Genomic DNA, 19,617 nt, shown 5'->3' on the forward strand with positions numbered 1-19,617 from the left:
TCGCGAACAAACAGATTCTGACGGGGTGGCACGCCGTACCGTCAAGGGTGCGCGCGGGACTGCCGGGGTGAGGGCTGACTGGACGCACTAGCCTGGAACGATGAACCCGGAGTATCCGTTCGACGACGCCGCGACAGCCCGCGCCGTCATCGACGACGACGGCACCCTCGTCGAGTGGAACGCCGGGGCCGAGCGACTGCTGGGCCACCGGGCAGCCGAGGTCGTGGGCCGCCCCGCCGTGGAGCTGCTGGCCGCTGCCGGGGAAGACGGATCCGCGGCGCCGGAGGGCGACCGCTGGGAGGGCACCGTCAGTCTGCGCCGGCGCGACGGCGGCGCGGTGTCCGTGTGGCTGCTCGCCCACCGAGTCCGGCCGAGGGACGACGGCCCCGCCCGCTGGCTCGTGGTCACGCCGCTCGAAGGGGAGGGCCCGCGTTCGCCCGACGATCCGCTGGACCGTCTCGGTCTCCTCGAGTCCCCCTGTGCCATCGCGATCTACGACGAGCGGCTTCGGCTGCGGCGAATCAACACCGTCATGTCGGAGATCCTCGGGCTCTCCGAGGATCAGGTACGCGGGCTGCGGGCGCCCGAACTGTCCGGCGGCCCGCAGAACACCGACGTCGAGCAGCACCTCCTGCGGGTGCTCACCACGGGCCGGAGCACCGACGTGCGGACATACGTGCCGGTCGGGGGCGACAGAACGAGCGTCTGGCTGGCCCGGATGGCCCCGGTCACCGACGGCGAGGGGCAGGTGCTCGGCGTGTCGGTCGCCGCGCACGACTTCACCGAGCAGTACCAGGCGCAGGAGCGGCTGCAGCTGGTGAACGAGGCCAGCGTCCGTATCGGCACCACTCTGGACGTCACCAGGACCGCCCAGGAGCTGGCGGACGTCTGTGTCCCCGCGCTCGCGGACTTCGTGAGCGTCGACCTGCTGGACCCGCCGGAGCACGGCGGCGACTCGCCCACAGGCCGGCTGACCGCCCCGATCGGCCTGCGCCGGACCGCCCACCGATCCGTCAATCCGGGCAACCCCGAAGCCGTGGCCGAGCTGGGACGTGTGGAGATGTATCCCACCCCCTCGCCCCAGGCCGACGCGTTGCTGGCGGCCCGCACCCTCGTGGCCTCGATGTCGGCCGGTGACCTCGCGAAGTGGCTCTCCTGGGACCCGGTACGCGCGGAGCGGATCAAGGAGCACGGCATCCACACGACGATGGCCGTGCCGATCCGGGCCCGCGGCACCACCCTCGGCGTCGCCGTGCTCACCCGGTTCGAGAACGCCGACCCCTTCACCCCCGACGACGTGCTGCTGGCCGAGGAGATCACGGCACGCGCGGCCGTCTGCATCGACAACGCCCGCCGCTACTCCCGCGAACGCGAGACCGCCCTCGCCCTGCAGCGCAGCCTGCTGCCCCGCTCCCTGCCGCGCACCGCGGCGCTCGAAGCGGCCTCCCGCTATCTGCCGGCGGCACGCTCGGGGGTGGGCGGCGACTGGTTCGATGTGATCCCGCTGTCCGGGATGCGGGTGGCGATGGTCGTCGGGGACGTCGTCGGCCATGGCGTCCAGGCGTCGGCCACCATGGGCCGGCTGCGCACCGCCGTGCGCACGCTGGCCGACATCGACCTCGCGCCCGACGAGCTGCTCACCCACCTCGACGACCTGGTCGTACGCCTCTCCGAGGAGGCGGGCACCGACGGCAGCCCCGGCGAGGTCGGCGCCACCTGTCTGTACTCGGTGTACGACCCGATCTCCCGGCGCTGCACGCTGGCCCGGGCCGGGCACCCCTCGCCCGTCATGGTGCCGCCGGACGGCGCGCCGGAGGAGATCGAGCTGCCCGCCGGGCCGCCGCTCGGGCTGGGCGGGCTGCCGTTCGAGTCCGCCGAGCTCGAACTGCGCGAGGGCACCGTGCTGTCCCTCTACACCGACGGGCTGATCGAGAGCCGCGAGCGAGACGTCGACGCCGGCCATGGCCTGCTCCGCGAGGCGCTGTCGGCCGCCTCCGGCTCGCTGGACGAGACCTGCGACCACGTCCTGCACGCCCTGCTCCCGCCGGGCGGCGCGGCCGACGACGTGGCCCTGCTGCTGGCCCGCACCCAGGGACTGCCCTCCTCCCAGGTCGCGACCTGGCACATCCCGGCCGACCCGGCGCTCGTCGCGCCGATCCGCAAGCAGGTCATGGAGCAGCTCGACCACTGGAATCTCAGCGAGGTGTCGTTCACGGCCGAGCTGGTGGTGAGCGAGCTGGTGACGAACGCCATCCGCTACGGCACCCCCGGCATCCGGCTGCGGCTGATCCACGACGCGGCCACGCTGATCTGCGAGGTGTCCGACACCAGCCACACGGCACCGCATCTGCGCCGCGCCAAGATCTTCGACGAGGGCGGCCGCGGGCTGCTGCTGGTCGCTCAGCTGACCCAGCGCTGGGGCAGCCGGCACACGACCGACGGCAAGACGATCTGGGCGGAGATCGGGCTCCTCGACGAGGAGTGAGTACCCGGCGCGAAAACGTTGAGTACTCGGCGGCAAAACGGGGATTCGTCACCAACATGGGACGTGCACGCGCATTCCACGCCTTACATCGAGCAACCCCTCTGGTGAGCGCCGTCACGCTGGTGGCGTTGCTGGCCGCCTGCGACAACGGCGCGGACTCATCGGGCGATGTCCGGACACCGGTCGGCACGAGCAGCCGTACGACCGAACCACCCGGCACGCCGGGTACCGGGAGCCCTCGGACCGAGCCGAGCCCGGCCGACTCCGGAAGCACCGCGACCGGGCCGGCCGCCTCCACCACCCGGTGCCACACCTCCGAGCTGCGCGCCGCCATCGGCCGCCCCAGCCCGGGGGCCGGACAGCGGAACTTCCCGATCGTGCTGACCAACACGGCCGACCGCACCTGCACGCTCCGTGGTTATCCGGGTGCCGCCTTCGTCGACGCGTCCGGCAAGCAGCTCGGCCCGGATCCGAAGCGCTCCCCCGACACGCCCACGACCATCACACTGGCCCCCGGCCGCAGCGCCTGGGCCGGGCTGTCCTTCGCCAGCCCCGAGATCAGCGGGGCCCGTACGGCCACGCCCGAAGGGCTGCTCGTGACGCCGCCGGACGAGCGGGACTCGCTCGAGGTGGCGTGGACGGCCGGTGAGGTGCCAGTGGCCGGAAACGAGTCCTCGGTCTTCCTGACCGTGGTCCAGCCCGGCACCGGCGGCTGATCCGTCCCGGCCGGGGTGCTCACAGGACTCTTACCGCAGCCTGTTTTCATGTGCGGGCACGTTTTCGATCACGTCTTGAAGGACCCGCTCTGAACGCCCCGCTCGCCGAAGTACTGTCCGTTGCCCTGCTCGTCGCCGTACTGCTCGGGGCCGTGGTGCGCCCCTTCGGCCTTCCGGAGGCCGCGGTCGCGGTACCTGCCGCGGGGGTGGCGATCACGACCGGGGTGATCTCTCCGGCGCATGCGTGGGCGGAGGTGGAGCGGCTCGGGCCGGTGGTCGGTTTCCTTGCCGCGGTGCTGGTCCTCGCCCACTTCTGCGATGTCGAAGGGCTCTTCCGGGCGTGCGGGGCATGGATGGCCCGCTGGTCGGCGGGGTCTCCCGGACGGCTGCTGACCGCGGTGTTCGCGCTCGGCTCGGCGATCACGGCCGTGCTCAGCCTGGACGCCACGGTGGTGCTGCTGACGCCGGTCGTGCTGGCCACCGCCGCTCGGGCGGGCGTCCGCGCCGCACCCCACGTCTACGCCTGCGCGCACCTGTCGAACACGGCCTCGCTGCTGCTGCCGGTGTCCAACCTGACGAACCTGCTGGCGTTCGAGGCGAGCGGGCTGAGCTTCACCCGGTTCGCGGCGTTGATGACGCTGCCCTGGCTGGCCGCGATCGGCGCCGAGTACCTGGTCTTCCGGCGCTGGTTCGCCGACGAGCTGAAGGCGCCGATCCATGCGCCCGACACCGGCAATGCGCCCGAGCTGCCGCTGTTCGCGCTGGTCACCGTGGGCTGCACGCTGGCCGGGTTCGTCGTTGCCTCGGCGGTGGGCGTCGAGCCGGCGTGGGTGGCGTTCGCGGGGGCGCTGGTGCTGGCCGGGCGGGCGATCGTACGGCGCCGGGCCTCCCCGCTGACGGTGGTGCGGGCCGCCTCACCGGCGTTCCTCGCGTTCGTGCTCGCGCTGGGCGTCGTCGTGCGCGCCGTGGTCGACCACGGGCTCGCCGACGCGCTGCGGCAGGTGCTGCCGGAGGGCTCGGGGCTGGCCGCGCTGCTCGGGATCGCGGCGCTGGCCGCCGTACTGGCGAACCTGATCAACAACCTGCCCGCCGTGCTGGTCCTGCTGCCGTTGACCGCCCCGGCCGGGCCCGGCGCGGTGCTCGCAGTGCTGCTCGGGGTGAACATCGGCCCGAACCTGACGTACGCCGGCTCGCTGGCCACGCTGCTGTGGCGGCGCATCGCGCAGCGGCACGGGCACGAGGTCGCCGTCGGTGAGTTCACCCGGCTCGGACTGCTCGCGGTGCCGGCCGCCCTTGTCCCGGCCGTGGTGGCGCTGTGGGCGTCGCTCCAGGTCGTCGGAGGCTGAGTGGCAGGAGACCGGCCGACCGGGCCGGGCGCCGCTCAGCGGCGGCCGCCACCGCCCTGGCCGTAACCTCCGTATCCGCCGTACCCCCCGCCGTATCCGCCGTATCCGCTCCCACCGGACCCGCCGTACTGGCCGTCCGACGAGCAGTAGGAGGGGTAGTAGGAGCAGTACGGGTCGGTCGGGTACGCGCTCGTGGGGGTCGGCTGCGCGGTCGACGGGGTCGCGGACGGCGTCGGGGTGGGCGTCGGGGCCTTCGACTGCTTGGGGGTGGGTGTCGGTGCGGGCTCGGGGCGCGTCGGCTGCGGAGTCCCTACGTCCTGACCCCAGTTGACCGCCTCCATCTGGAGCTCGGTCTTCGAGGTGTCGATCACCCAGTGCTGGGCGTCGCCCTCGTCGTCACGGGTCTTGAGGACCAGGGCTCCCGAGCCGTCCGTGGCGGCGGGACTGAGGGCCAGTTCCTGGTTGAAGCGCGGCACCAGGGTGCCCTGGAGGGTGAAGTCGTAGCGGACGTTCTTGGTTTCGGAATCAGAGGCCCCCGCGCACGGGGCCAGCCGGACCGAGTAGCCGAGGTGGGAGTCGAGGCAGAGGTCGGGGTTCGCGCCGCTGCGCAGCAGGCCGTCGGTCTCGTACGACCACTCCTGGCCCGGCTCCGAGGAGCAGGTGGCGAGCTCGGTCTCCGCGTTCTTGACGGCCTTCCCGCCCACGATGCCGACGCAGAGCCCGGATCCGATGTTGTAGAGCCGGCCCCGCAGATCGCCCTTCGCGGCCTCGGCGGCGCCCGCCCAGGACGGGTTGCCGGTGGCGGAGCCCGCGTTCGAGCCGGGCGCCTCGGAGGGGCGGTCGTCCGCGGTCGGAGTGGAGCCCTCGCCGGAACCGACGACGGACCAGACGACGAGCGGGAGGACCACCAGGGCACTGACGGTGGCGACGGCCGCGGTGAGGTTGCGGCGCCGGGCGGCACGGCGGGCGGCCTTGAGGGCCGCGCGGCCGGAGCAGCCGCGGGTACCGGGGGCGGTGGTGGCGCCGGTGGGTGGGGCGGTGCGGCGCGTGGCCCGGCGCGCCCGTCGGGGGCCCGTCTGCGCCGATGAGGCGGCCGCCTCGGCAGCGGAGGAGGGGCGGCCCGTGGGGGCGGGCGGCGCCCCTGGTGCGGGCGTGGGAGCCTCGGTCCCCGAGGCGAAGCTCTCTGCCGAGGGCGCGAGGCCCGCGTCCGCGGAGACAGCTGCGGCAGGGGCGAAGGCGCCGTCCTCGGAGAAGAAGGACTCGCCGGCGATCGCCGCCGTCGGCGCGGGCTGGGCCTCCGCCGGATTCTCGGCCCGGCTCGCTCTCGCTTCCAGATAGGCTCTCGCGCCCCAGCCGAGCACCGCCTCGGCCAGTGCGACGCCGAGCCCGGCGTTGAAGAAGTGCAGCTGGCCCGCGGTGTCGCTGCAGTGTCCGCAGCGGTCCAGGTGCTCGCGCAGGTCGGGGTCGACGTCGACGCCGCCGCGCCGGTAGGTCACGTCCAGCATCCGCAGGTAGCGTCGGCACTCCTGTTCCGGGGCGAGTTCGCGGTGGACCTGGAGGCACTCCTCGCGCAGCCGCTCGTGGGCCCGGCCGAGTTCGACACGGGCGTCCTCCTCGTCGAGGCCGAGCAGTCCGGCGGGTATCGCCAGCGGTTCGGCCTCGACCTCGCTGTGCCACAGCAGGCAGCGGGCGGACTGGGGCAGCCGCTGGAACGCCCCGGACAGCAGCCGGCGGTCGGCCGGGGGCAGCAGCCGGGCGGAGACGCGCTCCCCGCTGCCGGGCTCGGTGCGCAGCTCGGGGTGGAGCAGCTCGCGTCGGCGGTCGTCGTCCCATTCCGCCGCGACACGGCGCACGGTGACGAGCAGTTGGGGACGCCAGGCCGCCGTCGGCCCGGTCTGGCGCAGTATCTCGCCGAAGAGCCGGGTGAAGGCCGCGGTGGTGAGCATGCCGGCGGACCGGGCGTCCGCGGTGCACAGCCGTGCGTAGGCGAATCCTGCTTCCCAGTGCCGGTCGAGGAGTTCACCGACGGGGTGGAGGGCCGGTGTCGCCCCCGTCCACTTCTTCAGTTCGGCGCTCAGCTGAGCGTCGGTCACTTCGAAGAGGCGGGCGTCTTGAGGGGAATTCGACAGGCCTGCGTCATGCACGGCGGCATTCCTCCGGAGGGCATGCGGCTTTAAAGGTTCATACCAACGGGTATGCTCCGGGCGCGGCTCTTGTGAAGCATGGGGCGTGTGGGAGCGAGGCACACCTTTGCACAGGTCAACGACAGGGAACAAGTGATTCCAGTTTTTTGTGCATTGCGTACGCGGGGATCGGGATTTGACGATCGGTCAACACTCGATCGCGGCCATTACGGCCCATCAAGCGGGGCAATCGGAAATGGTATTCACTCAGCGATCTTCGGGAACCCGCGAAAACCATTGAACGGCCACGCACAGACGTTTTTGCCTGGTCATACGGACGTACGCGCCTTCACTCGGCCTTCACAAGTCATCCGCCAACCATTGGGCCCCTCGTCCGGTACGCGCCGGGCGGCAGCCCGTACCGTTCGCGGAACACCCGGTTGAAGTGAAACGGGCTCGCGAACCCGGAGGCGGCTGCCACGCGCTCCACGGACAGGCCGGTGCTCTCCAGCAGCCGGGCGGCGTGCCGCAGACGTGCCTCGCGCAGGGCACGCATCGGTGACTGTCCGAGTTGCCGGGTGAAGAGGTGGGCGAACCGGGAGGGCGACAGCGCGACCTGCTCGGCGAGCGAGCGCACCGTGTGCGGGGCACCCGGATCGGCGGCGATCAGCGCCTCGGCCCGGCGTACCCGGGCGTCGACGCCGGGGTGGGACGGGGACGTCCGCGCGGTGCCGGCGGTGAGCAGGACGACCTCTTCCAGTGAGCACAGGGCGAGTTCGCGGGCCGCGGTGCCGTGCGCCACCGCGACCGGCTCCTCCCCCGGCGCCAGGGCGGGCGGCGCGCCCGTCCCCGTCCAGCGGGCGTCGGCGAGCATCCGGCGGAAGGCCGCCTCGACGCGGCCGCGCACCGCGTCCGGCGTCGGCGTGACGACGTACATCCCCTCGCCGGTGTCGTACGGGCGCAGCCAGGACCGCCAGGAGGTGCGGGCCTGGCAGTGCACCCACCAGAACTCCCAGTGCTCGACGCCCGGTTCGACCCCGTAGCCGTGCGGAACGCCCGGCGCGAGCACCACCAGGTCCCCCGCCCCGGCCCGCGCCTCGACGCTCCCGTGCCGCAGTCGACCCCGTCCGCCGCCCGTCCAGGTGAACAGCCAGCTGTCCGCGCCGCTCGGCCGGTCGACGCCGTACCCCGGCGGCTGGTCGAAGTGCCCGACCACCACCAGGCCCGGCGGCGGGGCGGGATCGCCCACCGCAGCAGTCTCGGGCAATCCGTCAGCGCTCATGGTCATCCTCCTGGGGCGGGTATCGGCCTAGCGTGGCGGGGCGAGGACACCTGACCGAGGAGTGGAAGCATGACAGCCACGGACATCGGCGCCGACGGCGCATCCATCCTGCCCGAGACCGGGCTCCGCCAGTTCCACGACGACGGCTTCACGGTCGTACGCGGGCTGTTCGGGCACGACGAGATCGACCGGCTCTGCGACCGGTTCGCGGCGCTGCACGCGGCCGGGCCGGTGCCCGGGCACTTCGAGCCGCGCCCGTCGGACGGTGACCCGTTGCGCGTGTATCCGAGGGTGATGCAGCCGCACGAGATCGACGAGTCGTCGCTGCGGGTGCTCCTCGATGCTCGGCTGCGCGGTGTGCTGGAGGTGCTGCTCGGGGAGGAGGTGCTGGCCGCGCAGAGCATGTTCTACTTCAAGCCGCCGGGGGCCCGGGGTCAGGCGCTGCACCAGGACAACTTCTATCTGCGCGTCGAGCCGGGTACGTGTGTGGCGGCGTGGATCGCCTGCGATGTGATCGACCGGGACAACGGCAGCCTCGAAGTCGTCCCCGGCACCCACGCCATGGACCTGTTCTGCCCGGAGACGGCGGACGCCGACGTGTCCTTCGCGCGTGAGTACGTCCCGCCGCCGCCCGGTCTGGAGCCCGTACCCGTCGACATGGAGCCGGGAGACGTCCTCTTCTTCAACGGCAGCCTGGTGCACGGCTCGCAGCCCAACCGTACGGAGGATCGCTTTCGCCGGTCGTTCATCGGGCACTACGTGGGGCGTTCGGCCGAGCGGATCGGCGAGTACTACCGCACGCTGACGATGAGCGGCGACCGCGTCGCGCTGCCGCACAGCGAGGGCGCGGGGCCGTGCGGCACGGAGTTCACACCGCACGGGCCGCACTGAACACGACCGTCAGGATCAGTGGCCGATGATCGGATGCGGAGCATACGGCTGCTGGAGCTCCGCCAACTCCTTTTCGCTGAGCCGGAGTTCGACCGCGGCCGTCGCGTCCTCGATGTGGGACGGCTTGGCGGCGCCGATGATCGGGGCCGCCACCGTGTCCTGGTGCAGCAGCCAGGCGAGGGCGATCCGGGCTCGTGGGACGCCGCGTTCGTTCGCGACGCGGGTGACGGCCTCGGCCACGACCCGGTCGCTGTCGACGTACAGACGGCTGCCGAAGTTGTCCTTGGCGCTGCGCTCGGTGACCGTGCCCCAGTCACGGGTGAGCCGGCCGCGCGCGAGCGGACTCCAGGGGAGGACGCCGACGCCCTGGTCCGCGCAGAGCGGCAGCATCTCGCGCTCCTCCTCGCGGTAGAGGAGGTTGTAGTGGTTCTGCATCGAGACGAACTTGGTCCAGCCGTGCCGCTCGGCCGTGTACTGCATCTTGGAGAACTGCCACGCGTACATCGAACTCGCCCCGATGTAGCGGACCTTGCCGGCCTTCACCAGGTCGTGCAGGGCCTCCATCGTCTCCTCGACCGGGGTGTGCGGGTCGAAGCGGTGGATCTGGTACAGGTCGACGTAGTCGGTGCCGAGGCGGGCGAGGCTGTGGTCGATCTCGGTCATGACGGCCTTGCGGGAGAGGCCGGCGCCGTTGGGTCCGGGCCGCATCCGGCCGTTCACCTTCGTCGCGAGCACGATCTCGTCGCGGCGGGCGAAGTCGCGCAGCGCCTTGCCGACGATCTCCTCGCTGGTGCCGTCGGAATAGACGTTGGCGGTGTCGAAGAAGTTGATCCCGGCGTCCAGCGCCTGCCGGATCAGTGGTCGTGAGGCCTCCTCGTCGAGGGTCCACTCGTGCACGCCGCGGCCGGGGAGCCCATAGGTCATGCAGCCCAGACAGATCCGCGACACGTCCAGGCCCGTCGAACCGAGCTTCACGTACTGCATCGTTGCTGCTCCTGCCTTCGGGATGGGGTACGAGGGGAGCGTACGTCGGGAGGTGCGGGCGAGGCCGGGGCCGTCACCGGTCCAGGAGGTCCAGCGCGCGCTCCCACCCGAACTCCGGCCGCCCGCCGTCCTCCACCTCGCCGGAGTACGGCTCCCCGAAGCGCACGCCCATCCCCCGCAGCCGTATCAGGCTGTCCTGGTAGGCGGGATGGGCGGCCAGCGCGTCGGCCACGCAGGGCAGGGCGGCGACGGGGACACCGAGGCCGTACGCCTCGCACAGGGTGCCCAGGGCGAGGGTGTCGGCGATGCCGGCGGCCCATTTGTTGATGGTGTTGAAGGTGGCAGGGGCGACGACGACCGCGTCCGGTTCCGGGAAGGGCCGCGGTTCGCCGGGGCGACGCCAGGCGGAACGGATCGGGCGGCCGGTCTGGGTCTCGACGGCGGCGGTGTCGAAGAAGCCGTTCATGGCGAGCGGCGTCGCGATGACCCCGACGTGCCACTGGCGCTCCTGCGCGGCGGTGATCAGCTTGCCGACGTCGGCCGCGATACCGGCGGCGCACACCACGACGTAGAGAAAGGGCGGTCGCAGGTCCTGTTCGGTCATCCGCGCACCCTACTCAAGTCGCCCGAGACGGGGGCTACTCGAGCGGGAAGGACAGGCCGCGTTCGGCCTCGGGGCGCGGGCCGTGGATCCGGCGGTCCTTCTCCTCGATGGGGATGTCGTTGATGCTCGCCTCGCGCCGGGTCATCAGTCCGTGCTCGTCGAACTCCCACAGCTCGTTGCCGTACGACCGCCACCACCGGCCGTCGAGGTCCCGGCACTCGTACTGGAAGCGGACCGCGATGCGGTTGCCGTCGAAGGCCCACAGGTCCTTGCGCAGCGCGTACTCGTGCTCCCGCGCCCACTTGGCGGTGAGGAACTCGACGATCTCGCCGCGGCCGGTGACGAAGGTGTCGCGGTTGCGCCACACCGAGTCCGCCGAGTAGGCGAGGGCCACCTTGTGCGGGTCACGGGTGTTCCAGGCGTCCTCGGCGGCCCGCACCTTCTGTGCGGCGCTCTCGCGGGTGAACGGCGGCAGGGGCGGGCGGTCGGTCATGAGGTCCTCCGGCTGGGATGGCGGCGCGAGCCACGGAGAACGTGCGTTCTCCACTGGGCTGCTACCGTAGGAGAACGCTCGTTCTCACGTCAAGGAGTGGTCGTACATGGACAGCGCAACCGCCCGGGAGCAGGCGCTGGACGCCGCGGAGAAGCTGTTCTACGGGCGCGGCATCCAGTCCGTCGGCATGGACGACATCCGGGGCGCGTCCGGGGTCTCGCTCAAGCGGCTCTACCAGCTCTTCCCGGCGAAGGAGCAGCTGGTGGTGGCGTATCTGGAGCGGCGTGACGTGCGCTGGCGCGGGCGGCTCGCCGCCTATGTGGAGCGACAGGCCGACCCCGAGCCGCGGATCCTCGCCGTCTTCGACTGGCTTCAGGAGTGGTTCGGCGAGGCGGACTTCCGGGGGTGCGCGTGGATCAACTCGTACGGCGAGCTGGGCGCCCGGTCGGAGCGGGTGGCGGACCAGGTCCGGGCGCACAAGCGGGCGTTTCGCGACTACCTCGGCTCGCTGGTGGCGGGGGCGGGGCTGCCCGACGCGCTGACCGGGCCGCTGTTCCTGCTGGCCGAGGGCGCCATGGTCACGGCGGGCATCACGGGCGGTACGCGGCCGGCGGCGGAGGCCCGGGAGGCGGCACGGTCGCTGCTGGCCGCGTGCTGAGGTCAGACGGCGGCGAGCTCCGTGACGGCCGCGCGGGCACGACTGAGGGAGTCGTCCGCGAGGTGCTCCAGACCGGCCAGTCGGGGCAGGACGTCGATGCGGGTCAGTTCGGCCGCGACGAGGTGGAGGTGGTCCGGCGCCACGCCGAGCCGACCGAAGTAGGCCCGCAGATACGGCGTCTGGAAGTCGCGGTGCTCCATCGGGGTGCCGGGGCCGTATCCGCCGCCGCGGGCCATGACCACGACGACACGGGTGCCGCGCAGCAGGCTCTCGCCACTGTCCGGGGCCGAGAACGCGCCGGGGAAACTCACCCGGTCGATCCAGGCCTTCAGGGACGCGGGCACGGAGAGGTTGTACATCGGGACGCCGAGCAACACCGTGTCCGCGGACCGCAGTTCGGCGAGGAGGGGCAGGGTGAGCTGCCACTCCCTTTCCTCGGCGGCGTTCTCGATCAGCGCCGGCACCTTGTCCGGCGGGACGAAGCCCTCGCGTTCCACCCGGCGGCCGAGGGTGGTGTACGCCGGGGTCAGCGGGGGCACCGGGTCGGCGGACAGGTCGCGGTGGCGGTGGGTCCCGTCGGGGTGTGCGGCGCGCCATGTCGTCGCGTAGAGGCCGGTCAGCCGCCTGGTCACGGAGTCGGCGGTCAGGTCGGCGCTGGAGTCGATGTGCAGCAGATCCATGAATCGGTCACCTCGGTCGGGTCGGGTTCGTCGTAGGGGTGACGGAGCACGACGGAGAAAGGTGACCGATGGACGGCGCGGACGAGCTGGCACGGCGGTTCGATGCCCAGCGGGGGCAGCTGCGGGCGGTGGCGTACCGCATGGTGGGCTCGCTCGACGAGGCCGAGGACGCCGTCCAGGAGGCCTGGTTTCGCCTCAGCCGTACGGGTGGCGACGGCATCGGCCATCTGGCGGGCTGGCTGACGACGGTCGTCTCCCGCATCTGCCTGGACATGCTGCGGTCCCGCGCCGCGCGGCGCGAGGAGCCGTACGGGGACGAGGTGCCGGAGCGTGGCGGCGGGGCCGCGCCCGAGGACGAGGCCGTGCTGACCGACTCGGTGGGCCTCGCCCTGCTCGTCGTCCTCGACCGGCTGGGTCCGGCGGAGCGGGTCGCGTTCGTGCTGCACGACCTGTTCGGTGTGCCCTTCGATGAGGTGGCCCGCGTCGTGGACAGGTCCTTGCCGGCGGCGAAGAAGCTCGCCAGTCGGGCCCGGCACAAGGTGCGGGGCACGCCCGCGGTGCCGGGGGCCGAGCTCGACCGGCATCGGCAGGTCGTCGAGGCGTTCCTCGCCGCCGCGCGGGGCGGTGACCTGGGCGCACTGCTCGGCCTGCTGGCCCCCGACGTGGTCCGCCGGGCGGACCCCGCGGCCCTGCCGCCGGGCGTGGCGACGGAGCTGCGGGGTGCCCGGGCGGTCGCGGAGGGCACGGTGCTCATGCGCGAGCGGGCGCGCTTCGCGGTGCCGGCGCTGGTGGGCGGCGACGTGGGCCTGGTCGTCGCCCCGCGCGGACGGCTGCTGTACGTCGTCACGGCCACCGTGCGGGGCGGGCGGATCAGCTCCTACGAGGTGATCGCCGACCCCGCCCGGCTGCGCGCGCTCGACCTGGCCGTGCTCGACGCGCCCGGCGTCAACTCCCCGTTTCCGACACGGTGATGGCGCTGACCGGGCAGGCCCGGGCGGCCTCCCGCACCATCGGGTCGCCGCCGCCGTCCTCCCGGCCGGGCAGCAGGGTGCTGAAGCCGTCGTCGTCCTGGGTGAAGACGGACGGGGCGGCGAGGGCGCACTGGCCGGCGCCGACGCAGAGGTCGTGGTCGATGTCGATGTGCATTTCGTGCGATTCGCGCGTTTTGTTTTCCATGACCGGAGCCTCTTACCAGGTCACGGGGAGTTCCAGCATCCCCTGGATCGTGTCGCCGGGTTTGAACGGGATTTCCTCCGCGGGGACGGCCAGGCGCAGGGTCGGCAGCCGGTCGAAGAGGGTGCGCAGGGCTATCTCCATCTCGGCGCGGGCCAGGTTCTGGCCGAGGCACTGGTGGATGCCGAAGCCGAACGCGACGTGGTGGCGGGTGGGGCGGTGCCAGTCCAGGGTGTCGGGGTCGGGGTAGACGGCCTCGTCGCGGTTGATGACCGAGGTCGAGAAGACGACGCCGTCGCCCGCCCGGATCGTCCCGCCGTCCGTCTCGATGTCCTCGACCGCGACCCGCAGCATGCCGTCGGCGATCGAGAGCATCCGCATGAGCTCCTCGACCGCGTCGGGCAGCAGCGCCGGGTCGGCCCGCAACTCGGCCAGGCGGTCGGGGTGCTGGAGCAGGGTGTAGGTACCCAGGGAGATCATGTTGGCGGTCGTCTCGTGGCCGGCGACGAGCAGGATGGTCGCCAGGGCGATGAGCTCTTCGTGGTCCAGCTCGCCGTCGCGCAGCTGCTGGTGGACGAGTTCGTCCAGGACGCCGTCACCGGGCTCCGGCTGTTTCCGTTTCCGGTCGATCAAGTCGGCGAAGTACGCCTCCATCCGGTCGCGGGCGTCCATGGTGTCGGCGGCCGTGGGCCCGCGCAGCAGTCGCCGGGACTGCTCCTCGAAGAAGTCGTGGTCGGCGTAGGGGACGCCCAGCAGGGCGCAGATGACCATCGAGGGGACGGGCAGGGCGAAGGCACCCACCAGCTCGGCGGGGGCTCCCCGGTCGATCATCGCGTCGAGCCGTTCGTCCACGATCCGCTGGATCTCCGGGCGCAGCTCCGCGGCGCGCCTGAGCGTGAAGCTGGGGACCATCATCCGCCGCTGGACCCGGTGTTGGGGGTCGTCGACGCCCAGCAGCGCGGTCTTCCGGTCGCGGACCGCCGCGAACCGCGCGTTGGGCGCGGGGAAGCCGGGCCGGGTGCGGTCGGAGGACAGCCGGGGATCGGCGAGCAGGGTGCGGGCGAGGGCATGTCCGGTGACCAGCCAGACCGGGCGGCCGTCGTAGAGGGTGATGCGGGCCAGCGGGCGGGCGTCGCGCAGGGGGTCGTAGGCCGTGGGCGGGTGGTACGGACAGGTGCGGTTCTGGGGGAAGGCGACGGCGGGCGATCCCGTCACGCCTGCCACGTCTGCCATGTTCGCGGCATCCGACATGCTCGCGGCATCCGTCATGTTCCTCGCGTTCGTCGCGTCCGTCATGTTCGTCGTGTCCGTCGTGTCCGTCATGGAAGACCTCGCAGACGAAGAGTGCGTCGTGCCGATCTTCATTAGATGCCCGGGGCATCTAATGGGGCGACGTCAAGTTCGGCCAGATCAGGCGTCCGGGCAATCTGGCCGGAGATCGTCGTACTGAGCTTCGACCACGGGGAGGTCGGTCCGGTCCTCCGGCCGAATTCGCTTGTGGACGGGCCTCCGTCACCCGCAGAATCCAGCCATGTCTACGACCACCGCCTTTCTGCCGCTGACCGTCGCCGTCCGTCCGGTGCGGTTCCAGCAGCAGCCCGGCCGTCCATGGAGGCCCGCGCTTCCCACGTCGTGACCGCGGCGCTCGTCGCGGGGCTGATCGCGGGCTACGGCATCGCCGTCCCGGTCGGCGCGGTCGCGACCTACCTCGTCTCCCTCACCGCCCGTACGTCCCTGCGGACCGGGGTCTGCGCCGCGCTCGGCGTCGCGACCGCCGACGGACTCTACGCCCTCGCGGCCACCCTCGGCGGCTCCGCACTGGCCGCCGCGCTGCGTCCGGTACTGGTGCCGCTGCGGTGGGCATCCGCCCTGGTCCTCGCGATCCTCGCGGTACGGGGCGCCGTCATCGCCGTACGCCGGCACCACGGCCGGCGGCCCGCCACCGCCGGGCACTCCACGCCCCCTCCCCCGACCCCTGCCCGCGCCTACCTGGCACTGCTCGGCATCACCTTGCTCAACCCGACCACGGTGATCTACTTCGCGGCTCTCGTGCTCGGGATCCGCGCCGTGGCTGCCGTACCGCCCCTGGAACAGGGCGTGTTCGTGCTGGCCGCGTTCGCCGCGTCGGCGAGCTGGCAGTTGCTGCTCGCCGGGGGCGGGGCGCTGCTGGGGCGGGTCCTGACGGGCCGGCGGGGCCGCCTGGTGACGGCGCTGGTGTCGAGCGGCGTGATCCTGGCGCTGGCCGTGCGGATGCTCGTGTAGTCGCGGCAGGATGAATCACGCGTGGGCCGTTGTTGAAGCGGGACGTAAGTCAGTACCAGCACACGACGATGGGACCGAGGCCATGCCTCTTGACGGTGAGTACGAGCCGAGCCCGACCAAGTGGGTACGCGACCAGGTGGAGTTGTACGAGAGCTCCGGCGGCACCGAGGGCACGACCCTCATGAACACGGGGATGCCGGTGATCCTGCTCACCACCCGGGGCGTCAAGAGCGGCAAGCTCCGCAAGACGCCGCTGATGCGCGTCGAGCACGAGGGGCGTTATGCCGCGGTGGCCTCGCTGGGCGGGGCGCCCCAGCACCCGGTCTGGTACCACAACGTCAAGGCCGAGCCCCACGTGGAGCTCCAGGACGGGCCGGTGAAGCGGGACATGCGGGCCCGCGAGGTCACCGGCGCGGAGAAGGCCGAGTGGTGGGAGCGTGCGGTGGCGGCGTATCCGCCGTACGCCGAGTACCAGGAGAAGACGGAACGGCTGATCCCGGTCTTCGTGTTGGAGCCGGCCGACGGGGAGTGACGGGGCGGCCGGCTTCGGACTGGGCTTCCGCGGGGGCATGGCTCGGGCATCCGCCGGGCTTCGGCTGAGGCTTCGGCTCGGCGTTCGGGTCGGGCCTCCGCCGGGACTTCGGCTCGGCTTCCCCCCTCGCTTCGGGTCGGACCTTCGCTCGGGGTTCGGCTGAGGCTTCGGCTCGGGCATCCGCCGGCCGCCGACTCGGCTTCCACTCGGGCATCCGCCGGGCCTTTCGGCTCGGCTTCCACTCCCGCTTCGGGTCAGGCTTCCGCTCGCCCTTGGGCTGAAACCCCGGCTCGGGCATCCGCTGAGGCATTGACTCGGCAGCCGCTCAAGCTTCGGCTGAGGCTTGCGCTCGTGCTTCGGCCGTCGACTCACCCGGCGATCTGGAGGGCATCGACGATTGGCCGTCTTCACCGGCGGCTCCCTGCTCATCGGCACCGTCGGGCGGCCCGACCTGGTCGAGCCGTGGCTGACGGGGCGGCCGGCGCGGGCGCAGTACGACTCCGCGACCTCGCGGAGCTACGGATTCTGCTGAGGCTTCTACTCGACTCTGCTCCGGCATCGCGACTCAGCTTCAGCTCAGGTACCCGCTGAGGCTTCCGCTCGCGCTTCGGTGAAGCTTCGACTCGGTTTCCGCTGGGGCACCCGCTGAGAGCCCCCGCTCAGGCATCGACTCGACATCCGCTTCGGCTCCGGCTCCGGCTTCCACTCGGGCACGCGCTGCACCTTCGACTCGGACTTCCGCTCGCGCTTCGGCCGAGGCTTCAGCCGGGGCTGATCGGCTCCGAAATTTTTTCTCGCCCAAGACGCATGAACCCATGTTCGCCGGGCACACGTGCGTCAGGCCCCGCCGCGCTCCCCCGTCGCGGCGGGGCTTCCCTGTGCCTCGTGGGCGGAGCGTTCGGTCACGTCGAGGAAGATCTGGTCGGCCTCGGCGACGGTGTGGCCGATGGAGCGCTTGATACGGACGGCGACCTCCTCGACCCGTTCGCTGTCGAGGCCGGGCACCAGATCGACCCGGGCCGCCACCAGGGCCGTTTCCAGGCCCGTCTGCATCGTGAACAGGGCCTCCACGCTGTCGATCTCCGGCTGCGCCTCCAGCAGGGCGCGGATCCTGGCGTCGGCCTCGGGAGCGGCGGCCTGCCCGATCAGCTGGTCGCGGGCGTCGCGTCCGAGCCGGTAGGCGACGTACACGAGGAGCGCGCCGATCGCGAGTGAGGCGGACGCCTCCCACACGACCTGCCCGGTGATCATGTGCAGCGCCATGCCGGTGAGGGCGAGGGTCACGCCCAGCACCGCCGTGGCGTCCTCGGCTACGACCGTACGCAGGGCGGGGTCGCGCAGGCCGTCCGTCACGCCGCCCTGCCGGCCCACCTGGTACAGCGCCCGCACCAACGACAGACCCTCGGCCACGAAGGCGACGCCGAGCACGATCATGCCCGCCACATAGCCGCCGAACTTCTCCTCGGCGCCGCCGCGCAAAGCCTCGACGCCCTGGAAGAAGGAGAAGCAGCCGCCCATCACGAAGATGCCGACGGCCGCGAGCAGCGACCAGAAGAAGCGCTCCTTGCCGTAGCCGAAGGGATGGCGGGCGTCGGCGGGGCGGCGGCTGCGGCGCAGCGCGGCCAGCAGGAAGACCTCGTTCATGCTGTCCGCCACGGAATGCGCGGCCTCCGACAGCAGCGCGGGCGAGTGGGCGACGAGGCCTCCGACGGCCTTGGCGACCGCGATGGCGAGGTTGGCTGCGAGGGCGATCAAAACCGTGACTCGGGTCCTGCGATCCGTCTTCGGTGCCTTGGGCGTCCTGCTCATTTTCCACCGACTCCCCCGGTCGATGCGGCTCACACCGTGCCGTCGGCGGAAATCGGGGGACTCGGTGAGACCGAAGGAACCACAGGACTCGTGAGATCGGGAATGAGAGGAGCGCGGTCATGAGCGGCGGGGGCAACACCGCCTACGGGAGGAAGTCGTTCCAGCGGTCGAAGGCCCACTTCACGGACCGCATCACCGCGGACGGCCAGGACGGCTGGCCCGTGGAGGCGAGCCGCTATCGTCTGGTGGTCAGCCGTGCCTGTCCGTGGGCGAGCCGGGCGGTGATCTCCCGACGGCTGCTCGGCCTGGAGGACGCCCTGTCCCTGGCGATCGCCGACCCGATCCAGGACGACCGCAGCTGGCGCTTCACCCTGGACCCCGACGACCGCGACCCGGTGCTCGGCATCCGCTTCCTCCACGAGGCGTTCGACAGGCGGGAGCGCGACTACCCGGGCGGCGTCAGCGTCCCGGCGATCGTGGACGTGCCCAGCGGCCGGCTCGTCACCAACGACTATCAGCGGATCACGCTGGACCTCGCCACCGAGTGGGCGGCCCTCCACCGTGACGGGGCGCCCGAACTGTACCCCCGGGCGCGCCGGGACGAGATCGACGCCGTGATGGCGGACGTCTACGAGGACGTCAACAACGGTGTGTACCGGGCGGGCTTCGCCACCGGCCAGGACGAGTACGAGGGGGCGTGCACACGTCTCTTCCGGCGGCTGGAGCTGCTCGCCGAACGCCTGGCCGGGCAGCGCTATCTGGTCGGCGACACGATCACCGAGGCGGACATCCGGCTGTTCACCACGCTGGTCCGCTTCGACGCCGTCTATCACGGCCACTTCAAGTGCAACTGGTGGAAGTTGACGGAGAATCAGGTCCTGTGGGCCTACGCCCGCGACCTCTACCAGACGCTCGGATTCGGTGACACGGTCGACTTCGACCACATCAAGCGGCACTACTACCAGGTACACACCGGCATCAACCCGACCGGCATCGTGCCCCTCGGACCGGATCTGTCGGGTTGGCTGACGCCGCACCACCGTGCGGAGCTGGGCGGCAGGCCGTTCGGAGACGGGACGCCACCCGGGCCGGTTCCCGAGCCCGAGCAGGTACCGGCGCGGGGACGGCCCTGACCGACGAGGACGAGGGAACACATAGGAGGAGCAGGCGCACATGGCCAAGAAGAACAAGCCGAAGAAGATGACCCTTCCTCTTGCCTACAAGCCCCTGGGGTTCGCGCTCGGCTGGGCGAGCGGCGCGCTGGCGGGGCTCGCCTTCCGCAAGACATGGATGGCGATACGACATGAGGAGGACGCCCCCGACGCGCTGGACCGGGACCGCGGCTGGGGCGAGATCCTGCTGGCGGCCGCGGTGCAGGGCGCCCTCTTCGCGATGGCGCGCAGCTTGGCGGACCGCACCGGCGCGAAGGCGATCGAACGCTCGACGGGTGTGTGGCCGGTCAGTGAGAAGGGCGGGCGGGACTGAGATCACTTACGGGAGTCCGGCCGGGACCGGCCCTCCGGAAGGTCGACTGGATCCGGCCCTCCGGAAGGCCGGGCGGAACCGGCCCTCCGGAAAG

General features: G+C 71.9%; 20 protein-coding genes. 11 read left to right on the plus strand and 9 right to left on the minus strand.

What is annotated here, in order from left to right; translation table 11 throughout:
• Nucleotides 1-100 precede the first annotated feature (100 nt).
• From ACIREI_RS09975 to ACIREI_RS09985, 3 genes are all read left to right on the plus strand, one after another.
• Nucleotides 101-2,485 (plus strand): SpoIIE family protein phosphatase, encoded by a 2,385-nt coding sequence (locus tag ACIREI_RS09975; protein WP_403329754.1) that lies wholly within the window; start codon nucleotides 101-103, stop codon nucleotides 2,483-2,485.
• Nucleotides 2,486-2,541: 56 nt separating this feature from the next.
• Nucleotides 2,542-3,201: a DUF4232 domain-containing protein gene (locus tag ACIREI_RS09980; RefSeq protein ID WP_403330866.1), complete on the plus strand. Its 660-nt coding sequence runs from the start codon at nucleotides 2,542-2,544 to the stop codon at nucleotides 3,199-3,201.
• 89 nt (nucleotides 3,202-3,290) lie between these two features.
• Entirely contained in the window at nucleotides 3,291-4,547 is a 1,257-nt protein-coding gene (locus ACIREI_RS09985) for an arsenic transporter (RefSeq protein ID WP_403330869.1), read from the plus strand.
• A gap of 35 nt (nucleotides 4,548-4,582) precedes the next feature.
• Here the strand turns inward: ACIREI_RS09985 and ACIREI_RS09990 are convergent, their stop codons facing one another.
• Nucleotides 4,583-6,691, minus strand: a complete 2,109-nt coding sequence (locus ACIREI_RS09990) for a ricin-type beta-trefoil lectin domain protein (protein WP_403329756.1) — start codon at nucleotides 6,689-6,691, stop codon at nucleotides 4,583-4,585.
• A gap of 346 nt (nucleotides 6,692-7,037) precedes the next feature.
• Nucleotides 7,038-7,952 carry a helix-turn-helix domain-containing protein gene (locus ACIREI_RS09995; protein WP_403329759.1) on the minus strand — a complete coding sequence of 305 codons (915 nt, stop codon included), beginning with the start codon at nucleotides 7,950-7,952 and terminating at the stop codon, nucleotides 7,038-7,040.
• Nucleotides 7,953-8,021: 69 nt separating this feature from the next.
• Here ACIREI_RS09995 and ACIREI_RS10000 point away from each other — a divergent pair, with 69 nt between their 5' ends.
• Nucleotides 8,022-8,843 (plus strand): phytanoyl-CoA dioxygenase family protein, encoded by an 822-nt coding sequence (locus tag ACIREI_RS10000; protein WP_403329762.1) that lies wholly within the window; start codon nucleotides 8,022-8,024, stop codon nucleotides 8,841-8,843.
• 15 nt (nucleotides 8,844-8,858) lie between these two features.
• On the opposite strand, the gene ACIREI_RS10005 is transcribed toward ACIREI_RS10000, so the two are convergent.
• The 3 genes from ACIREI_RS10005 to ACIREI_RS10015 all read right to left on the minus strand — a co-directional run bounded on the left by ACIREI_RS10005 (nucleotide 8,859) and on the right by ACIREI_RS10015 (nucleotide 10,924).
• Nucleotides 8,859-9,827, minus strand: a complete 969-nt coding sequence (locus tag ACIREI_RS10005) for an aldo/keto reductase (protein ID WP_403329765.1) — start codon at nucleotides 9,825-9,827, stop codon at nucleotides 8,859-8,861.
• A 73-nt stretch (nucleotides 9,828-9,900) separates the two neighbouring features.
• Nucleotides 9,901-10,431 carry a flavoprotein gene (locus tag ACIREI_RS10010; RefSeq protein WP_403329768.1) on the minus strand — a complete coding sequence of 177 codons (531 nt, stop codon included), beginning with the start codon at nucleotides 10,429-10,431 and terminating at the stop codon, nucleotides 9,901-9,903.
• 34 nt (nucleotides 10,432-10,465) lie between these two features.
• On the minus strand, nucleotides 10,466-10,924 hold the full coding sequence (locus tag ACIREI_RS10015; RefSeq protein WP_403329771.1) for a DUF1348 family protein: 459 nt from the start codon (nucleotides 10,922-10,924) through the stop codon (nucleotides 10,466-10,468).
• A 106-nt stretch (nucleotides 10,925-11,030) separates the two neighbouring features.
• Here ACIREI_RS10015 and ACIREI_RS10020 point away from each other — a divergent pair, with 106 nt between their 5' ends.
• On the plus strand, nucleotides 11,031-11,582 hold the full coding sequence (locus ACIREI_RS10020; protein WP_403329774.1) for a TetR/AcrR family transcriptional regulator: 552 nt from the start codon (nucleotides 11,031-11,033) through the stop codon (nucleotides 11,580-11,582).
• Between the two features lie 2 nt (nucleotides 11,583-11,584).
• Here ACIREI_RS10020 and ACIREI_RS10025 read toward each other — a convergent pair whose 3' ends face one another.
• Nucleotides 11,585-12,262 carry an FMN-dependent NADH-azoreductase gene (locus tag ACIREI_RS10025; RefSeq protein WP_403329777.1) on the minus strand — a complete coding sequence of 226 codons (678 nt, stop codon included), beginning with the start codon at nucleotides 12,260-12,262 and terminating at the stop codon, nucleotides 11,585-11,587.
• 68 nt (nucleotides 12,263-12,330) lie between these two features.
• Between ACIREI_RS10025 and ACIREI_RS10030 the strand changes: the two genes are divergently transcribed.
• Nucleotides 12,331-13,233 carry a sigma-70 family RNA polymerase sigma factor gene (locus ACIREI_RS10030; RefSeq protein ID WP_403329780.1) on the plus strand — a complete coding sequence of 301 codons (903 nt, stop codon included), beginning with the start codon at nucleotides 12,331-12,333 and terminating at the stop codon, nucleotides 13,231-13,233.
• On the opposite strand, the gene ACIREI_RS10035 is transcribed toward ACIREI_RS10030, so the two are convergent.
• Nucleotides 13,208-13,408, minus strand: a complete 201-nt coding sequence (locus ACIREI_RS10035) for a ferredoxin (protein ID WP_403330872.1) — start codon at nucleotides 13,406-13,408, stop codon at nucleotides 13,208-13,210. The two genes, ACIREI_RS10030 and ACIREI_RS10035, sit on opposite strands and share 26 nt — an antisense overlap.
• A 42-nt stretch (nucleotides 13,409-13,450) precedes the next feature.
• Nucleotides 13,451-14,686, minus strand: coding sequence for a cytochrome P450 (locus ACIREI_RS10040; RefSeq protein WP_403330874.1), 1,236 nt, complete (start codon nucleotides 14,684-14,686; stop codon nucleotides 13,451-13,453).
• Between the two features lie 357 nt (nucleotides 14,687-15,043).
• Here ACIREI_RS10040 and ACIREI_RS10045 point away from each other — a divergent pair, with 357 nt between their 5' ends.
• From ACIREI_RS10045 to ACIREI_RS10055, 3 genes are all read left to right on the plus strand, one after another.
• Nucleotides 15,044-15,697, plus strand: a complete 654-nt coding sequence (locus ACIREI_RS10045; protein ID WP_403329783.1) for a LysE family transporter — start codon at nucleotides 15,044-15,046, stop codon at nucleotides 15,695-15,697.
• Nucleotides 15,698-15,779: 82 nt separating this feature from the next.
• Nucleotides 15,780-16,229 (plus strand): nitroreductase family deazaflavin-dependent oxidoreductase, encoded by a 450-nt coding sequence (locus ACIREI_RS10050; RefSeq protein WP_403329785.1) that lies wholly within the window; start codon nucleotides 15,780-15,782, stop codon nucleotides 16,227-16,229.
• A 397-nt stretch (nucleotides 16,230-16,626) separates the two neighbouring features.
• On the plus strand, nucleotides 16,627-16,761 hold the full coding sequence (locus ACIREI_RS10055) for a hypothetical protein (RefSeq protein WP_403330926.1): 135 nt from the start codon (nucleotides 16,627-16,629) through the stop codon (nucleotides 16,759-16,761).
• A gap of 305 nt (nucleotides 16,762-17,066) precedes the next feature.
• Here the strand turns inward: ACIREI_RS10055 and ACIREI_RS10060 are convergent, their stop codons facing one another.
• Nucleotides 17,067-18,038, minus strand: a complete 972-nt coding sequence (locus ACIREI_RS10060; protein ID WP_403329788.1) for a cation diffusion facilitator family transporter — start codon at nucleotides 18,036-18,038, stop codon at nucleotides 17,067-17,069.
• 119 nt (nucleotides 18,039-18,157) lie between these two features.
• On the opposite strand from ACIREI_RS10060, the gene ACIREI_RS10065 reads away from it, so the two are divergent.
• A complete protein-coding gene (locus ACIREI_RS10065) occupies nucleotides 18,158-19,171 on the plus strand; it encodes a glutathione S-transferase family protein (RefSeq protein WP_403329791.1) in 1,014 nt (337 codons plus the stop codon).
• A gap of 40 nt (nucleotides 19,172-19,211) precedes the next feature.
• A complete protein-coding gene (locus ACIREI_RS10070) occupies nucleotides 19,212-19,523 on the plus strand; it encodes a DUF4235 domain-containing protein (protein WP_403329794.1) in 312 nt (103 codons plus the stop codon).
• Nucleotides 19,524-19,617: the final 94 nt, after the last annotated feature.

Origin of the sequence: Streptomyces sp. NPDC093591 (genome assembly GCF_044764885.1) — a bacterium.
Taxonomy (GTDB): Bacteria; Actinomycetota; Actinomycetes; order Streptomycetales; family Streptomycetaceae; genus Streptomyces.

Excerpts from the sequence above, each read along its gene's own strand:
- ACIREI_RS09975 (WP_403329754.1), top strand. The coding sequence starts at position 101 with ATGAACCCGGAGTATCCGTTCGACGACGCCGCGACAGCCCGCGCCGTC.
- ACIREI_RS09980 (WP_403330866.1), top strand. The coding sequence starts at position 2,542 with ATGGGACGTGCACGCGCATTCCACGCCTTACATCGAGCAACCCCTCTG.
- ACIREI_RS09995 (WP_403329759.1), bottom strand. The coding sequence starts at position 7,952 with ATGAGCGCTGACGGATTGCCCGAGACTGCTGCGGTGGGCGATCCCGCC.
- ACIREI_RS10000 (WP_403329762.1), top strand. The coding sequence starts at position 8,022 with ATGACAGCCACGGACATCGGCGCCGACGGCGCATCCATCCTGCCCGAG.
- ACIREI_RS10005 (WP_403329765.1), bottom strand. The coding sequence starts at position 9,827 with ATGCAGTACGTGAAGCTCGGTTCGACGGGCCTGGACGTGTCGCGGATC.
- ACIREI_RS10010 (WP_403329768.1), bottom strand. The coding sequence starts at position 10,431 with ATGACCGAACAGGACCTGCGACCGCCCTTTCTCTACGTCGTGGTGTGC.
- ACIREI_RS10015 (WP_403329771.1), bottom strand. The coding sequence starts at position 10,924 with ATGACCGACCGCCCGCCCCTGCCGCCGTTCACCCGCGAGAGCGCCGCA.
- ACIREI_RS10020 (WP_403329774.1), top strand. The coding sequence starts at position 11,031 with ATGGACAGCGCAACCGCCCGGGAGCAGGCGCTGGACGCCGCGGAGAAG.
- ACIREI_RS10025 (WP_403329777.1), bottom strand. The coding sequence starts at position 12,262 with ATGGATCTGCTGCACATCGACTCCAGCGCCGACCTGACCGCCGACTCC.
- ACIREI_RS10030 (WP_403329780.1), top strand. The coding sequence starts at position 12,331 with ATGGACGGCGCGGACGAGCTGGCACGGCGGTTCGATGCCCAGCGGGGG.
- ACIREI_RS10035 (WP_403330872.1), bottom strand. The coding sequence starts at position 13,408 with ATGCACATCGACATCGACCACGACCTCTGCGTCGGCGCCGGCCAGTGC.
- ACIREI_RS10040 (WP_403330874.1), bottom strand. The coding sequence starts at position 14,686 with ATGTCGGATGCCGCGAACATGGCAGACGTGGCAGGCGTGACGGGATCG.
- ACIREI_RS10045 (WP_403329783.1), top strand. The coding sequence starts at position 15,044 with ATGGAGGCCCGCGCTTCCCACGTCGTGACCGCGGCGCTCGTCGCGGGG.
- ACIREI_RS10050 (WP_403329785.1), top strand. The coding sequence starts at position 15,780 with ATGCCTCTTGACGGTGAGTACGAGCCGAGCCCGACCAAGTGGGTACGC.
- ACIREI_RS10060 (WP_403329788.1), bottom strand. The coding sequence starts at position 18,038 with ATGAGCAGGACGCCCAAGGCACCGAAGACGGATCGCAGGACCCGAGTC.
- ACIREI_RS10065 (WP_403329791.1), top strand. The coding sequence starts at position 18,158 with ATGAGCGGCGGGGGCAACACCGCCTACGGGAGGAAGTCGTTCCAGCGG.
- ACIREI_RS10070 (WP_403329794.1), top strand. The coding sequence starts at position 19,212 with ATGGCCAAGAAGAACAAGCCGAAGAAGATGACCCTTCCTCTTGCCTAC.